This window comes from Serratia sp. BW106 (assembly GCF_002607755.1).
Classification (GTDB): Bacteria; Pseudomonadota; Gammaproteobacteria; order Enterobacterales; family Enterobacteriaceae; genus Serratia; species Serratia proteamaculans.
This window is the reverse complement of sequence record NZ_MCGS01000023.1, coordinates 144,992-158,698: the sequence shown is the minus strand read 5'-3', so window position 1 is coordinate 158,698 and position 13,707 is coordinate 144,992. Positions and strand designations below refer to the sequence as shown.

The 13,707-nt window shown below is 59.3% G+C and carries 12 protein-coding genes; 5 read left to right on the top strand and 7 right to left on the bottom strand.

Annotation, left to right across the window (positions count from 1 at the left end; genetic code table 11):
- Genes opp4C through BEI65_RS16910 form a run of 3 tightly spaced genes read left to right on the top strand, consistent with a single transcriptional unit; the run spans nt 1 to nt 2,892 of the window.
- The gene (gene opp4C, locus BEI65_RS16920; RefSeq protein WP_099064325.1) at nt 1-951 is read left to right on the top strand and encodes an oligopeptide ABC transporter permease; all 951 of its coding nucleotides are present in this window, start codon (nt 1-3) and stop codon (nt 949-951) included.
- Nucleotides 948-1,934 carry an ABC transporter ATP-binding protein gene (locus tag BEI65_RS16915; protein ID WP_099064324.1) on the top strand — a complete coding sequence of 329 codons (987 nt, stop codon included), beginning with the start codon at nt 948-950 and terminating at the stop codon, nt 1,932-1,934. Before opp4C ends, BEI65_RS16915 begins: the two co-directional genes overlap by 4 nt.
- The gene (locus tag BEI65_RS16910) at nt 1,924-2,892 is read left to right on the top strand and encodes an ABC transporter ATP-binding protein (protein ID WP_099064323.1); all 969 of its coding nucleotides are present in this window, start codon (nt 1,924-1,926) and stop codon (nt 2,890-2,892) included. The genes BEI65_RS16915 and BEI65_RS16910 overlap by 11 nt, the downstream gene beginning before the upstream one ends.
- A gap of 1 nt (nt 2,893) precedes the next feature.
- On the opposite strand, the gene BEI65_RS16905 is transcribed toward BEI65_RS16910, so the two are convergent.
- Entirely contained in the window at nt 2,894-3,868 is a 975-nt protein-coding gene (locus BEI65_RS16905) for an alpha/beta hydrolase (RefSeq protein WP_099064322.1), read from the bottom strand.
- A 243-nt stretch (nt 3,869-4,111) separates the two neighbouring features.
- Between BEI65_RS16905 and BEI65_RS16900 the strand changes: the two genes are divergently transcribed.
- Nucleotides 4,112-5,038, top strand: coding sequence for a N(4)-(beta-N-acetylglucosaminyl)-L-asparaginase (locus BEI65_RS16900; protein ID WP_099064321.1), 927 nt, complete (start codon nt 4,112-4,114; stop codon nt 5,036-5,038).
- Between the two features lie 9 nt (nt 5,039-5,047).
- On the opposite strand, the gene BEI65_RS16895 is transcribed toward BEI65_RS16900, so the two are convergent.
- The 6 genes from BEI65_RS16895 to BEI65_RS16870 all read right to left on the bottom strand — a co-directional run bounded on the left by BEI65_RS16895 (nt 5,048) and on the right by BEI65_RS16870 (nt 11,795).
- Nucleotides 5,048-6,040: a LacI family DNA-binding transcriptional regulator gene (locus BEI65_RS16895; RefSeq protein WP_232519111.1), complete on the bottom strand. Its 993-nt coding sequence runs from the start codon at nt 6,038-6,040 to the stop codon at nt 5,048-5,050.
- Nucleotides 6,041-6,101: 61 nt separating this feature from the next.
- Complete coding sequence (locus BEI65_RS16890; RefSeq protein ID WP_099064320.1) at nt 6,102-7,235, bottom strand: ABC transporter ATP-binding protein; 1,134 nt, start codon at nt 7,233-7,235, stop codon at nt 6,102-6,104.
- On the bottom strand, nt 7,235-8,644 hold the full coding sequence (locus BEI65_RS16885) for a M17 family metallopeptidase (RefSeq protein WP_099064319.1): 1,410 nt from the start codon (nt 8,642-8,644) through the stop codon (nt 7,235-7,237). The genes BEI65_RS16890 and BEI65_RS16885 overlap by 1 nt, the downstream gene beginning before the upstream one ends.
- Nucleotides 8,645-8,647: 3 nt before the next feature.
- Nucleotides 8,648-9,481, bottom strand: coding sequence for a carbohydrate ABC transporter permease (locus tag BEI65_RS16880; RefSeq protein ID WP_099064318.1), 834 nt, complete (start codon nt 9,479-9,481; stop codon nt 8,648-8,650).
- Nucleotides 9,471-10,412, bottom strand: coding sequence for a carbohydrate ABC transporter permease (locus BEI65_RS16875; protein WP_099064317.1), 942 nt, complete (start codon nt 10,410-10,412; stop codon nt 9,471-9,473). Before BEI65_RS16875 ends, BEI65_RS16880 begins: the two co-directional genes overlap by 11 nt.
- Nucleotides 10,413-10,472: 60 nt before the next feature.
- Nucleotides 10,473-11,795 (bottom strand): ABC transporter substrate-binding protein, encoded by a 1,323-nt coding sequence (locus BEI65_RS16870; protein WP_099064316.1) that lies wholly within the window; start codon nt 11,793-11,795, stop codon nt 10,473-10,475.
- A 692-nt stretch (nt 11,796-12,487) separates the two neighbouring features.
- Here BEI65_RS16870 and BEI65_RS16865 point away from each other — a divergent pair.
- The gene (locus BEI65_RS16865) at nt 12,488-13,702 is read left to right on the top strand and encodes an aspartate aminotransferase family protein (RefSeq protein ID WP_085117212.1); all 1,215 of its coding nucleotides are present in this window, start codon (nt 12,488-12,490) and stop codon (nt 13,700-13,702) included.
- The last annotated feature ends 5 nt before the right edge of the window (nt 13,703-13,707 follow it).

Here is a 13,707-nt window from a genome sequence, read left to right as displayed (position 1 = left end):
ATGCTGGCAACGCTGTTTTTTGGTCGCCGTCGCCGCTGGCGGCAGGCGCAACTTCCGGCGCTGGCGCAACTGTCGCCGCCCCCGACCGCTCAGGCCTGGCAACGGCTGCGGCGTCACCGGTTGGCGATGCTCTCGCTGCTGTTGCTGCTGATATTGGCGGTGCTGTGCCTCTTTGGGCCGATGCTGTCGCCCTGGCAGGACGATGCCGGGGATGCGTTGAACATCAATCAGGCCCCCAATGCGGCGCACTGGCTCGGCACGGATTTTCTTGGCCGCGATATTTACACCCGCCTGTTGCTGGCGGGGCGCATCTCGCTGACCATCGGCCTGGTGTCGATGCTGCTGTCCGTCACGCTCGGTTACCTGCTGGGGGCGCTGTCCGGCTATTTGGGCGGCATGGTGGACAAGTTGATCATGCGCTTTGCCGATCTGTTGATGACCATCCCCAGCCTGCCGCTGCTGATCATTATGGGGGCGATGCTGTCCGAGCTGGACGTCTCGCCGGATTACCGCATCTATATGGTGATGATTATGCTCAGCCTGCTGGGCTGGCCGTCGCTGGCGCGGCTGGTGCGGGGGCAGATCCTGTCGCTGCGTGAGCGTGACTTCATGCTGGCAACCGAAGTGCTGGGGCTGTCCACCCGGAGACGCCTGTTCGGCCATCTGCTGCCGAATACCATTCCGATCCTGGTGGTGGTGGCCACCATGGGCGTTGCCAATGCCATCCTCAGTGAGTCGGCACTCAGCTATCTGGGGCTGGGTGTGGTGCCGCCAACGCCGTCGTGGGGCAACATGATGGATGCCGCCAACAGCCTGATCGACTTTCAGCGTCGTCCCTGGCTGTGGATGCCGCCGGGCCTGGCGATTTTTATCACCGTGGTGGCGATCAATATTCTGGGTGACGGTCTGCGGGACGCACTCGATCCGAAAATGAACGGAGTAAAACCATGAGCCGACCCCTGCTGGCTTTTAATCAACTGTCGGTGGCCTTCAATGGTGAGCAGGGTCGGGTGCAGGCGGTGCAGCAACTGAGTTTTGAACTGCATGCCGGACAGACGCTGGGAGTGGTCGGTGAGTCCGGCTGCGGTAAAAGCGTCACCGCCATGGCGCTGATGGGGCTATTGCCGCAGCCGCTGGCGCAAATTGACGGCGGCGAAATCCACTTCGACGGTCAGGATTTATTGAAGCTGCGGCCGCAGCAGATGGCCGATCTGCGTGGCAACCGGCTGGCGATGATTTTTCAGGAACCGATGAGCGCGCTGAACCCGGTGCTGACCATCGGCGAACAGTTGGTGGAACCGTTGATCCGCCATCGTGGGACTTCGCCGAAGGTAGCATGGCGTGAGGCGACGGCGCTGATTACCGAGGTTGGGTTGGCGCGGGCGGAACAGTTGATGACCAGCTACCCGCACCAGCTTTCCGGCGGCATGTTACAGCGCATTATGATTGCCATGGCCATCAGCTGTCGCCCGGCGCTGTTGATTGCCGATGAGCCGACCACCGCGCTGGACGTCACCGTGCAGGCGCAGATCCTGGCACTGCTGCGTGAGCAGACCCGTAAAAATAACATGGCGATGATGTTGATCACCCACGACCTTGGCGTGATTGCTCAGATGGCCGACCGGCTGGTGGTGATGTACGCCGGGCGGATAGTCGAGCAGGGGGGGACGCATGAGGTACTGGCTAACCCCCAGCACCCTTACACTCAGGGGCTGATGGCTTCGCGGCCGGTGGCCGGGCAGCGGCGGCGCAGGCTGTATTCGATCCCCGGTCAGGTGCCGGATCTGGCCAAGCTGCCGGACCATTGTGCGTTTGCCGATCGTTGTGCTCAGGCCAGTGCGCGCTGCCGCGACGGCATTCCGCCGTTGTATGGCACATTGCAGCGTCAGTCGGCCTGTTTTCTGAATGCGGGAGGGCGTATTCATGTCGGCTGAGTGGCTGGTGGAAGTCAAAGGCTTGAAGAAGCATTTTCCGCTGCGGGAAGGCCTGTTCGGCCGGACCACCGGGCAATTGCGGGCGGTAGATGACGTCAGTTTCGGTATTCGAAAAGGCACGATTTTCGGCCTGGTGGGCGAGTCCGGCAGTGGGAAAACCACCGTTGGTCGCACGCTGCTGGGGCTGCATGATAAAACCGCCGGTGAGGTGTTGTTCAATGGCCAGGCGCTGGATGCGCTCAGCCCGCGTCGGCTGCGTGAGATGCGCCCGAAGATGCAATTGGTGTTTCAGGATCCCTACAGTTCGCTGAACCCGAGGATGCGTATTGGCGATGCGATTGGTGAAGCCCTGTTACAACACGGGCTGGCGCAGAAAAACGAGCTGCGTGACCGGGTGATCGACACCATGGAGATCTGCGGACTGTCGGCCCAGCATTATGGGCGTTTTCCGCATGAGTTTTCTGGTGGCCAGCGCCAGCGTATCGGAATTGCGCGCGCGCTGATCCTGCAGCCGGAATTTATCGTCGCCGATGAGCCGATTTCGGCGCTCGACGTCTCGATTCAGGCGCAGATTATCAACCTGTTTTCCGATCTTCAGGAGCAGCAGGGGGTGACCTTTCTGTTTATTTCGCACGATCTCGGGGTGGTGGAGCACCTGTGTCAGGACGTGGCGGTGATGTATCTCGGCCAGATTGTCGAGAGCGCAGACCGCGACAGCCTGTTTCGCCAACCGCGCCATCCTTATACCCAGGCGTTGCTGGCAGCAGTGCCCAGTCTGGATCCGCAACGCCAACCGCAGGCGATGGCGCGGGGTGAACTGCCTAACCCGGCGCAACCGCCGCAGGGTTGTCGTTTTCATCCCCGTTGTCCGCAGGCCACCGCACAGTGCCGGGAGCAGGCTCCGGCGTTACGTACGGTGGCTGCGGGGCATCGGGTGGCCTGCCATTATGCCGATTAACCTAGGCCAGATAATGTTTGAGCGCCCGTCCGGCCTGGTGGATGGCGGAATGCACCGCCGGCACATGGGCGATGGGGTTCAGCAGGCCATAATCGTGGATCAGGCCGTTATAGCGGGTGGAAGTGACCTCTACCCCGGCGGCATTCAGCAACCGGGCATAGGCCTCGCCTTCGTCGCGCAGCACGTCCAGCTCGGCGGTCTGCACCAGGGCCGGTGGCAGGCCTTTTAACTGTTCCAGCGTGGCATTGAGCGGTGAGGCGTAGATCTCTTTGCGTTGGGCTTTATCGGTGGTGTAGTTGTCCCAGAACCACTTCATCATATTGCGGGTCAGGAAGTGGCCTTCGGCGAACTGGTGGTAAGAGTCGGTATCAAAGCTGGCGTGCGTTACCGGCCACAGCAGGATTTGCGTGCGCAGTGCCGGGGTGCCTTTCTCTTTGGCCATCAGGCTGACCACCGCCGCCATATTGCCGCCGACGCTGTTGCCGACTACCGCCAGCCGGGAGCCGTCGACGTTGATTTTCTCGCCGTATTCCGCCACCCACTCGGTGGCGGCATAGGCCTGATTGATGGCGGTGGGGTAATGAGCTTCCGGTGACGGGGTGTAGTTAACGAACACCGCCGCCGCGCCGGAACTGTAAACCAGATCGCGCACCAGCCGTTCATGGGTAGGGAAATCTCCCAGCACCCAACCGCCGCCGTGGAAGAACATAAATACCGGCAGTGCTTCCTTGACCTTGGCCGGTCGCACGATGTGCAGCAGGATGTCCTGCCCCTCGACATGAATGGTTTTCTCGCTGATTTCGACCTCGTGCAGCGGCACTTCGACGCTACGCTGCGCGCCTTCCAGCACCTTACGCGCCTCTTTCGGTTTCATCTGTTCCATCGGCTTGCCGCCCCCGGCATTCAACGCATCCAGAAAAGTACGGATATCGTGCTGAGCGGCGGGTTGGGTTGGGTCTACAGTTTTCTTGGACATCATGGCTCCTCATGCGCTTTTCGGTCGAGATCACAGTGTAGTTGAATGGCGCACGTTTGCTGGCCCGGTAGCACGTTGAGAAAAGGCGTGCCAAGCCACGCTTTTTGCCGCCTGAGTTTGACTTTTCAGCGAGGCGAAGATACTTTTTAAACACCAATGGAACACGTGTTCCATTGGCACTGAACACCGGAAATCCCGGTGCCTCTCTTTGGGCGCTCAACGCCGTGCGGGAAACAAAATCCTATGATTGTGATTGCAAACTCTGAAGGACATCCGGGGATCGGTCTGTCGGCCGAACGGCTGCAGCAGGGGCACAATGGCCTGCGAGCCATCGTTGACGGCATCAAGCTGGTGGAGCTGGATCCGAGCGTGCGCACCGTGGGTTATGGCGGCTGGCCCAACGTCCTGGGCGAGATGGAGCTGGATGCCTCGGTGATGGACGGCGACAGCTTGCGCACCGGTGCGGTAGGGGCATTGCAAGGGTTCCTGCATCCGGTGGAGGTGGCTTACCGGGTGATGGAAGATCTTAACCACGAGATCCTGGTCGGTGCTGGGGCGGCACGTTTTGCTGCCGAAATTGGCGCACTGGCGGGCGACAACCTGATTGCCGACTCCAAACGCGTGTGGTGGGAAAAGCTGGAGCAGGCGATGAGTGCGGAACAGCGCCGCGACTGGCCGAATATTCCGCTGGCCGGCTTGTCGAACAACGCCACCGATCCCGAGCGAGTGCGCGATACCACGGTGTTCTTGGCGCAGGATGGCGGGGGCACCCTGAGTGCGGCCACTTCTACCTCGGGCTGGGCATGGAAATACCCGGGCCGCTTGGGGGACAGTCCAATCATCGGCAGCGGCTCCTATGCCGACAGCCGCTATGGGGCCTGTGCCTGCACCCACACCGGGGAAATGACCATCCGTTGCGGTACCAGTCGTGCCGTGGTGTTGTATATGAAGATGGGCATGACGCTGGATCAGGCGGTGTATGAAGCGATAGAGGATTTGAACTACCTGAAGGACGGTTACACCGAGGGGGTGACTATCCATGCCGTCGATAAACACGGCAACCACAAGGTGGTGAGCCTCAACTGCCCCGGTCCGATCCAATACTGGCTGTGGCAAAGTGGCATGGCGGCACCGGAATTACGCGATGCCGAGATCATTACCACCCGCTGAAAAGCGGGGTTAACAGGAGGCGCGAACCACCAGTTCGGTGGGGATGGTCACCTGCTGCGGTGCGGCCTGCGGGCTGCTGCTGCGTAATTCTATCAGTTGCACAATGGCGGCGATCATCGCGCTGATATCCCGCCGCACCGAGGTCAGTTGATAGCTCGGCCAGGCGGCCATCGGGATATCGTCAAAGCCGTAGACCGCGACGTCCTGCGGGATCCGCAACGACGTATGCAAACGAATATAATCCATCACCCCCATTGCCATGGAATCTGCGGTGCAGAAGATCGCCTGCGGGGCCGGCTGTGCCGCCAGTAGCTGCGGTGCCAGCGTGAAACCACTCTGGTAGCTGTAATCTCCGCTGAGCTGGGCCACGATCTGCAACTGTTGTTGTGCCGCCTGAGCTAAGAAGGTCTGCTGGCGTAGCTGTTCCCCTTTGGCGCTGCTGCGCCCGCCAAGCACCGCCACCCGCCGCTGACCCTTTTGCGCCATCAGCGCCGCCAGTTGTTGCAGGCTGGGGGCCTCGTCGGCGTTGAGCGCATCGCACAGGGCGTCACCCGCCAGGCCGTTGAGCATAATTGGTGTGGCAATGCGGAACAGATCCTTCGCGGCGCGGGCGCTGATGTTGTCGGCGAACACCACGGCAGAATCCACGTGATAGGAAATGGTTTGTTTCAGGTAGCCGGCCGGATCTGCGATGCCTTCCAGTCGGATCATCACCGCCTGTCGATTGCTGTTTTGCAGCTGTTCCACCAAACGGTCGAAAAACTCCAGATCTGACAGGTCGTGAAAGTGGTTAACCACCACCGCGACAAAGCCGGTTTTGCCGGTGTGCAGGCTCTGGGCGATGGCGTCCGGCGCGTAGCCCAGTTGGCTGGCGACGCGCATCACCAGTTCACGGTTCTTCTGCGACACCCGGCCCTGATTGGAAAAGGCGCGGGAAACCACGGTGCGTGAAACACCGGCAACGCGGGCGACATCGTGAGAGGTGACTTTTTTAATCGGCATGGGGCGAATACTCAACGGAAAACAGGGCGCTGCGGTAGGGGCGCGCAGCGGTGATAGGGTCTCACAGAACGCCGGTCGGTAACACCGTTTCCCCGCATGCCGCCAACCGTTCGCCCGTTTGCGGATCAAAAAAGTGCAACGCGGTGGTATCCAGCGTCACCGCCAGTGGCTGTCCTTGTGAGTGCTGCAATTGAGTATGCTGTTTCACGATGTACTGCGCGCCGTTGTCACCCTGCACGAACAGATTGCTCTCCGCACCCAGATTTTCGCTGTACACCAGCGTCCCGCTCAGATGCGGCTCCGCCAGCGGCGCGCTGATGCTACAGGCCTCCGGACGGCAGCCCAGCGTCAGCCAGGCACCGTGCAGAGGGCTCAGCGCCGGGAAGTCGGCCGCCGCCAGCGGCAACACCAATCCCGAATCGCCCTGCAGCACAATCTGCTCGCCCTGAACCTGGACCTGCACCTCAAACAGGTTCATCTGCGGTGAGCCGATAAACTCGGCGACAAAACGATTAACCGGCCGGTGATAAAGATCCAGCGGCGTACCGATTTGCTGCACTTTGCCCTGGTTCATGATCACTACTTTGTCCGCCATGGTCATCGCCTCCACCTGATCGTGGGTGACGTAGATGATGGTGGCGCCGATCGCCTTGTGCAGCGCCGACAGCTCCTGACGCATGCGGTTGCGCAGTTTGGCATCGAGGTTGGACAGCGGCTCATCGAACAGGAACACCTTGGGTCGCCGGACAATCGCCCGACCGAGCGCCACCCGCTGGCGTTGGCCACCGGACAACTGACCGGGTTTGACCTGCAGGAACTCGCTCAGGTGCAGCATTTCGGCGACCGCAGCAATCTGGCTGGCGATCTCCGCCTTGGCCATCCCTTTGATTTTTAGCGACAGCGCCATGTTCTCGTACACCGTCATGTGCGGGTACAGCGCATAGCTCTGGAACACCATGGCGATATCACGGTATTTGGGCAGCACCTCGTTCATGCGTTCACCGTCAATCCGCAATTCGCCGGAGGACAGGGTTTCCAGCCCGGCGATCATGCGCAGGGTGGTGGATTTACCGCAGCCCGATGGGCCGAGCAGCACCACAAACTCGCCTTTCTCCACCTGCAGATTCACATTGCTGGCGGCCTGATAGCCGTTGTCATAGCGTTTGTTGATATCAAGCAGTTCTACGTAAGCCATCAGTGCTCCGTTTCGGCAAGCAGGGAACTCAGCCGTGCCAGCAACAGCACGCCGAATGAGGATGCGCCGTTGGCGTACAGCTTGCGGTGCGGCATATCGGTCGACATGGCGGCGATGTCCAGGTGTGCCCAGCGTTGGCCCGGTTGCACGAACTCGCTGATAAAGGTCGCCGCCACGCACGGGCTACCGTGCGGATCTTCGCCACCGTGGCGATAGTCGGCAAATTCAGACTTCAGCACGCCGCGATACCAGCCGCCGTGCGGCATCGGCCAGACCGGTTCTGCGCTGACCTTGCCCGCCTGGCTGACCTGCGCCAGAAAAGCCTCGTCGTTACCCATCATGGCGGCATATTCCTTGCCCAGCGCTACGCCGGCACCGCCGGTCAGGGTGGCGATATCCAGCAGATAATCCGGCTGGAAGCGTTGCTGGGCATAGCTGATCACGTCGGCCAGCACCATGCGACCTTCGGCGTCGGTCGAAATGATCTCTACCGATTTGCCGTTGTGCATGGTGACGACGTCACCGGGGCGCTGGGCGCGTGAGGAGGGCATATTTTCCACCAGCCCGCACAGGCCAATGACGCGGATTGGTAATTGCAACGCGTCGATGATTCGCATCGCGCCCACCACCGCCGCCGCGCCGCCCATATCGAACTTCATGGTGCTCATGCGAGCCGCGCCTTTAATGCTGATGCCGCCGCTGTCGAAGGTGACGCCTTTGCCGACCAGCGCCAGCGTGTGGCGGGCGTTGGCCGGATGGTGATCGAGGATCAGCAACTGCGATGCGCGGGCGCTGCCCTGGCCCACCCCGAGCAGGCCGCCAAAGCCCAGTGCTGCCATTTGTTCATCCCCCAGCACTTCCTGGCGCAGGTGGCTGAACGGCAGTTGGGCTACCGCTTCCACAAAGCTTTCCGGGTAGAGAATATTGGCCGGTTTGTTCATCAGCTCGCGGCCAATGATCACCCCTTCGGCATGCAGATTGGCCCAGTCGCACAGCGCCTGGGTGGTCGCATCCTGGCTGTTCAGCGGCAGGGTGGGGTCGGTGAGCTTCACACTGTCGTGATGCTGATAACGATAAGCCCCCAGGCGCAGGCCGAACAGCAGCCAACGCCAGCTCTCGGCATCTGCCGGCAGCTCTGGCGTTAGCGTCAGGCGTAGCTGCTGCAAGCCGAAATCTTTTTGCCCGGCGGCGATAATGGCCCCGGCGTCCTGCAACGCGGCGGGCGTCAGCGGCGTGCCGATATTGAGAGCAAAACGACTGTCGCCGAGCGGATAAAGCGTGCCGACCACTGCCCGTTGCAGACCGGCATTTTGCAAGGTGGCAGGCAGTGCGTCCTCTGCGGTGGCAAACAGGATCACTTGCTGGCGCTCAGCGGTGCTGTGATCGCGGTAAATATCGATTGATTGCATAAGTTACCCTTTGACCGCCCCACGGGTGAGGCTCTCCATCATTTGTTTGGAAGAGAAGATAAAGGCGATCAGCAGCGGCACGATCGCCAGGAAGCTGCCGGTCATCACCAGGTTCCACGGCGTGGCGGTGGCACCGCTCAGGCTACGCAGCACCAACTGTAGAATTTGTTTGTCCGGTGACTGTAACGCCACCAGCGGCAGCATAAAGTTGTTCCAGGTATCGACCACCACCACGATCGCCACCGTCAGCAGTGCCGGGCGCATCAGCGGCAGGCCGATACGCAGGAAGATCTGCAGTTCGTTCAGGCCATCCATACGCGCGCTGTCGAGGATTTCGCTGGGCAGCGAGGAACTGACGTACTGGCGTACCAGGAAAATACCGAAGATGTTGACCCCGGCCGGTAGCCAGACGGCGGCGAACTGATCCAGCAGGCCGACGCTTTTGATCACGAAGAAATAAGGCACCAGGTTGACCACGCTGGGCACCATCATGGTCAGCATCAGGGTGGTGAACAGTACCTTCTTGCCCTTGAACTGATAAACGCTGAAGGCGTAACCCGCGGCGGCGGACACCAGCACGCTGGTCAGGGTGGCCATGGCGGTGACATACAGGGTATTGATCAGCGAACGGGTGAAGGGGACCTGTTGTTCCAGCCCTCGGTAGTTTTCCAGCAGGTGGCTGCCAAAGCGCAGCGACATGCCCATGATGCTGCGGGTGTCCTGCGTTGCCAGCAAGGCCGACCAGTAGAACGGGAACAGTGACAGCGAAGCAAACAGCGAGACCAGCAGGTAGATCACCAGCTTGCCGGTGTCAAAACGGCGTCCGTTAGCGTTCATCTTTTAATCCCCCGCGGTTGCCAAAGCCCCAAAATACCAGTGCGCTGACCACGGCTATCAACAGGAACAGGATCCAGGAGATTGCCGAAGCGGTGCCCATATCCAGATAGGACCAGCCGGTTTTATACACGTACATCGACACCGTCAGGCCGCTGTTGTCGACGCCGCCGGTCCCTTGCGTCAGGATCATCGGTTCATTGAACAGCTGCATATTGCCGATCAACGTCATCAGCGTGGCGAAGAAGATAAAGGGGGCCAACAGCGGCAGGGCGATATAGCGGAATTTCTGCCAGCGGCCGGCACCGTCCAGTTCAATCGCTTCGTACAGGTCCGGTGAGATCGACGCCAGGCCAGTCATGTAGATCACCGTATTGATGCCGGTAAACTTCCAGGTCACCTGATTGGCGATGGTGAAACGGATCCAGTCACTGTCAAAGAAGTTGATCGGCAAGGCGGCCGCCAGTGCGCCAAGGTGCAGCCGGGTCGCCAGTCCGCTGAGCAGTTCGTTGACCATGCCGACCGGGGAGAACAGATTGAACACTATCAGGCTGACGGCGACGGAAGAGGTGATGTAGGGCAGGAAGATCGCCGCCTTTAAAAAGCGTCGGCCCCGCACGATGATGTGCAGCAATGAGTAGGCCAGAGTGATGGCGAACAAATGCTGGCACAGACCGGACACCAGAGTAATTTTGATGGTGTTGACCAGCGACACCCAGAAGGCATCGTCGGTGAAGGCATAGTAAAAGTTATCCAGCCCGACAAACTTCATCGAACTGAGGCCTTTTACCGGGTTCCACGACTGAAATGACAGAAACGCCGAGAAGAAGATCGGGAAGGCGTTGAACACCGCGAACAGCAGCATAAACGGCAGCAGCAGCAGGTAGGCGGTGCGGTGATCGTGCAGCAGCCCTTTGAAAAATCGCTTACGCATAGACTCCCCGAACCGACGGAAACATAAAGTCGGCGGCCGACTGACCGCCGTATCTGATGATTACAAAGCACGCATCCGACGTTCCAGCAGCCTGTTGGCATCGCGCAGGGTGCTGTCGATGTCCTGATGCTGCACCAGGATTTTCTTCGCCGCTTCGTTAAGGATTTCGTTGGCGATGTTGTCCTCCGGCGATGAGGCGACCGGTTTCAGATCCGGCACCAGGCTGGCGTAGTAGCGCATCGAGTGCTGACCGCCGAGAATGCTGCTCGGGGTGTCAAAGTAGGGCGCGTTATACACGTCGAGACGGGCTGGCAGGGTACCGGCGGTTTTCGCGGCGTCGATCACCACGTCACGCTGCATAAAGTACTGAATGAACTGCCAGGCTGCCTGAGCGTTTTTGCTCTGCTTCGGGATCACCAGCGTGGTGCCGCCGGCATTGACCTTGATATTGCCCGGTACGCCAGTGACGCGCCACAGCCCGGCTTTGGCACCGTCCGGATCCAGCTCCTGCTCAATCCGGCCTTCGTCCCACGGGCCGTCGATATCCGCGAACAGTTTCCCCTGACGGTACAGCTTGATGTATTCCTGCGAGTTGGTTGAGCCGTCGAGCGAGGCAGCCAGCCCTTTGTCATACAGCGTTTTGATCACCGTCATCAGCTGTTTGATTTGCGGGGAGTCGAGATTGGGTCTGCCGTCTTTGGTGTACACCGGCTTGCCCGGTTCACTGTTCATGCCCACCACCAACGGGTTGATCAGGCTGGTGGCGGCCGGGAGCAGGTAAGCGCCTTGCTCTTTTTTCAGTTTTTCCCCAAAGGCAATAAAGCTGTCCCAGCTTTTGGTGATGTCTTCAATCTTCACGCCTGCCTTCTGCACCATGTCGTTACGGTAGATCATGATCACCGGGCCGGTGTCATAGGGCACGCCATAGATATTGCCGTCGTTGCCCTTCGCCAGGCTGATCATCGAGGGATCAAACTGCCAACCCTGGCTATCGATACTGAACGGTGGGGCGCTCAGGTTGTTCAGCCCGCCGGAGTTGGCAAAGCTACCCAGCTTGATGGTGCTGACGCTGAAGATATCGGCGGCTCCCTGGCCAACGGCCAGTGCGGTGGTCAGCTTTTGGTGGCAGTCGGCGAAGCCGCATTTGATCGACTGCACCTGGATGTCCGGATGCGCCGCTTCAAAGTCTTTAATCACCTTGTTGATGTAATCATTCGGCAAATAGTTGGCGAAGGTGATGCGGGTGTTGGCGCTGGCAGAAACCGGCAGGCCCAACAGCACGGCCAGTGCGGCCCCGGTAATCCTCTGGTTAGTACGCAAGCAGAAATGAGCCATGATAACCCCGATGCTGTGCAGTCGATGTGGTGTGTGTTTTTTCATCATGGAACACGTGTTCCATTGAAATTAACCTATTATCGCGCCCTCAGACTGTCAACAATTTGTTCGGTAAGTTAACAAATATGAGATCTGACGCGGAGGTTGCCCACGGAGGCGCCCGATTCGGGGCGGCTGTTTGTCGCGCAGAGCCTGAATTGACGCGGCTTTGCCCGCATCTGGTGCATTCTCTGCACCGATGTGGGGCAAAAGTGTGATCGGACGCAAATCAAGCCAAATTATTTTTGCGAGCGCGATCAGAATTATTGAAGTTTTTTGTAATTGAATAGGATTTCGCAGCCAACGATGATTTTTAGCCTTATTTTTTCAATTATTCATTACCAATGCATATTTATTGAATAAGTATGCATTGTAAGCCGTTGTTTTAGCGTAAAAAAACGCAAAAATCGCCGAAAATCCCAGTTTGGCACGATAGCTGCTCTACACTCTTTATCAAACGGCATGTATTTTAACTGCTCGTTAACATTTATTCCCCGTTCCAGGACCCGATACCCGGCATAAATAGCGAAAAACGCGTTTGATGTAACAGATTTGTTTCTGAATAGGCGGTGAAAGGCAGAGTTATCACCGGTCGAAAAGTGGCAGCGACGGCGTGGTTTTTGTTGCTTTGTGGTGGAACATCCGGGCAGGAGCGGCCCTTACAGTCAAAATTCAGTCTTTGCTGAAGTTATGAGGTCATTATGGAACAGCCAATCGCAGTTACCCGCCAGTCTTTCGACGACTGGATGGTCCCGGTTTACGCCCCCGCTGATTTTATTCTGGTACGGGGAGAAGGCTCGCAGGTCTGGGATCAACAGGGTAAGTCGTACATCGATTTCGCCGGCGGTATCGCGGTCAACGCGCTGGGCCACGCTCACCCGGTGGTGACGGCGGCGCTGGTGGAACAGGCGGGCAAATTGTGGCATCTGGGCAATGGCTACACCAATGAGCCGGTACTGCGTTTGGCAAAGCAGCTGATTGACGCCACCTTTGCCGACAAAGTGTTTTTCTGTAACTCCGGGGCGGAAGCCAACGAAGCGGCACTGAAGCTGGCACGCAAACGCGCGCTGGACAAGGGCAACAGCAGCAAGAACCAGATTGTGGCGTTCAACAACGCCTTCCACGGTCGCACGCTGTTTACCGTTTCTGCCGGCGGCCAGCCGAAGTATTCCAAAGATTTTGCCCCGCTGCCGGGCGGCATCACCCACACGCCGTTCAACGATCTGGCGGCCGCCGCCGAAGTGATCAACGACCACACCTGTGCGGTGATCGTCGAGCCGATTCAGGGCGAAGGTGGCGTATTGCCGGCCGATCCCGCTTTCCTGCAGGGTCTGCGTGAGCTGTGCGATCGTCACGATGCGGTACTGATTTTCGATGAAGTACAAACCGGCATGGGCCGTACCGGCGAGCTGTATGCCTATACGCAATACGGCGTAGTCCCGGACGTGCTGACCACCGCGAAAGCGCTGGGTTGCGGCTTCCCCATCGGCGCCATGCTGACCACTGACGAACTGGCCAAGACCCTGGGCGTCGGCACTCATGGCACCACCTACGGCGGTAACCCGCTGGCGACGGCGGTGGCAGGTGCGGTGTTCTCGATCATCAACACGCCGGAAGTGCTGGAAGGGGTTAAACAGCGTCACCAGTGGTTCCTCGACGGTTTGAACAAGATTAACCAGCAGTACCCGATTTTCTCTGAGATCCGCGGTGGCGGCCTGTTGATTGGCTGCCAACTGACCCAGGATTATGCCGGCAAGGCAAAACAGATCACCCAACTGGCCAATGAAGAGGGCGTGATTGCCCTGATCGCCGGGCCGGATGTGGTGCGCTTCACCCCTTCACTGATTATTCCTGAGCAGGATGTGAAAGAGGGGCTGGCGCGATTCGCGCGAGCCGTGGCGCGGATTTGCAGCTAACACAG

Excerpts from the sequence above, each read along its gene's own strand:
- BEI65_RS16890 (WP_099064320.1), bottom strand. The coding sequence starts at position 7,235 with ATGGCTTACGTAGAACTGCTTGATATCAACAAACGCTATGACAACGGC.
- BEI65_RS16880 (WP_099064318.1), bottom strand. The coding sequence starts at position 9,481 with ATGAACGCTAACGGACGCCGTTTTGACACCGGCAAGCTGGTGATCTAC.
- opp4C (WP_099064325.1), top strand. The coding sequence starts at position 1 with ATGCTGGCAACGCTGTTTTTTGGTCGCCGTCGCCGCTGGCGGCAGGCG.
- BEI65_RS16885 (WP_099064319.1), bottom strand. The coding sequence starts at position 8,644 with ATGCAATCAATCGATATTTACCGCGATCACAGCACCGCTGAGCGCCAG.
- BEI65_RS16910 (WP_099064323.1), top strand. The coding sequence starts at position 1,924 with ATGTCGGCTGAGTGGCTGGTGGAAGTCAAAGGCTTGAAGAAGCATTTT.
- BEI65_RS16895 (WP_232519111.1), bottom strand. The coding sequence starts at position 6,040 with ATGCCGATTAAAAAAGTCACCTCTCACGATGTCGCCCGCGTTGCCGGT.
- BEI65_RS16875 (WP_099064317.1), bottom strand. The coding sequence starts at position 10,412 with ATGCGTAAGCGATTTTTCAAAGGGCTGCTGCACGATCACCGCACCGCC.
- BEI65_RS16870 (WP_099064316.1), bottom strand. The coding sequence starts at position 11,795 with ATGATGAAAAAACACACACCACATCGACTGCACAGCATCGGGGTTATC.
- BEI65_RS16900 (WP_099064321.1), top strand. The coding sequence starts at position 4,112 with ATGATTGTGATTGCAAACTCTGAAGGACATCCGGGGATCGGTCTGTCG.
- BEI65_RS16905 (WP_099064322.1), bottom strand. The coding sequence starts at position 3,868 with ATGTCCAAGAAAACTGTAGACCCAACCCAACCCGCCGCTCAGCACGAT.
- BEI65_RS16865 (WP_085117212.1), top strand. The coding sequence starts at position 12,488 with ATGGAACAGCCAATCGCAGTTACCCGCCAGTCTTTCGACGACTGGATG.
- BEI65_RS16915 (WP_099064324.1), top strand. The coding sequence starts at position 948 with ATGAGCCGACCCCTGCTGGCTTTTAATCAACTGTCGGTGGCCTTCAAT.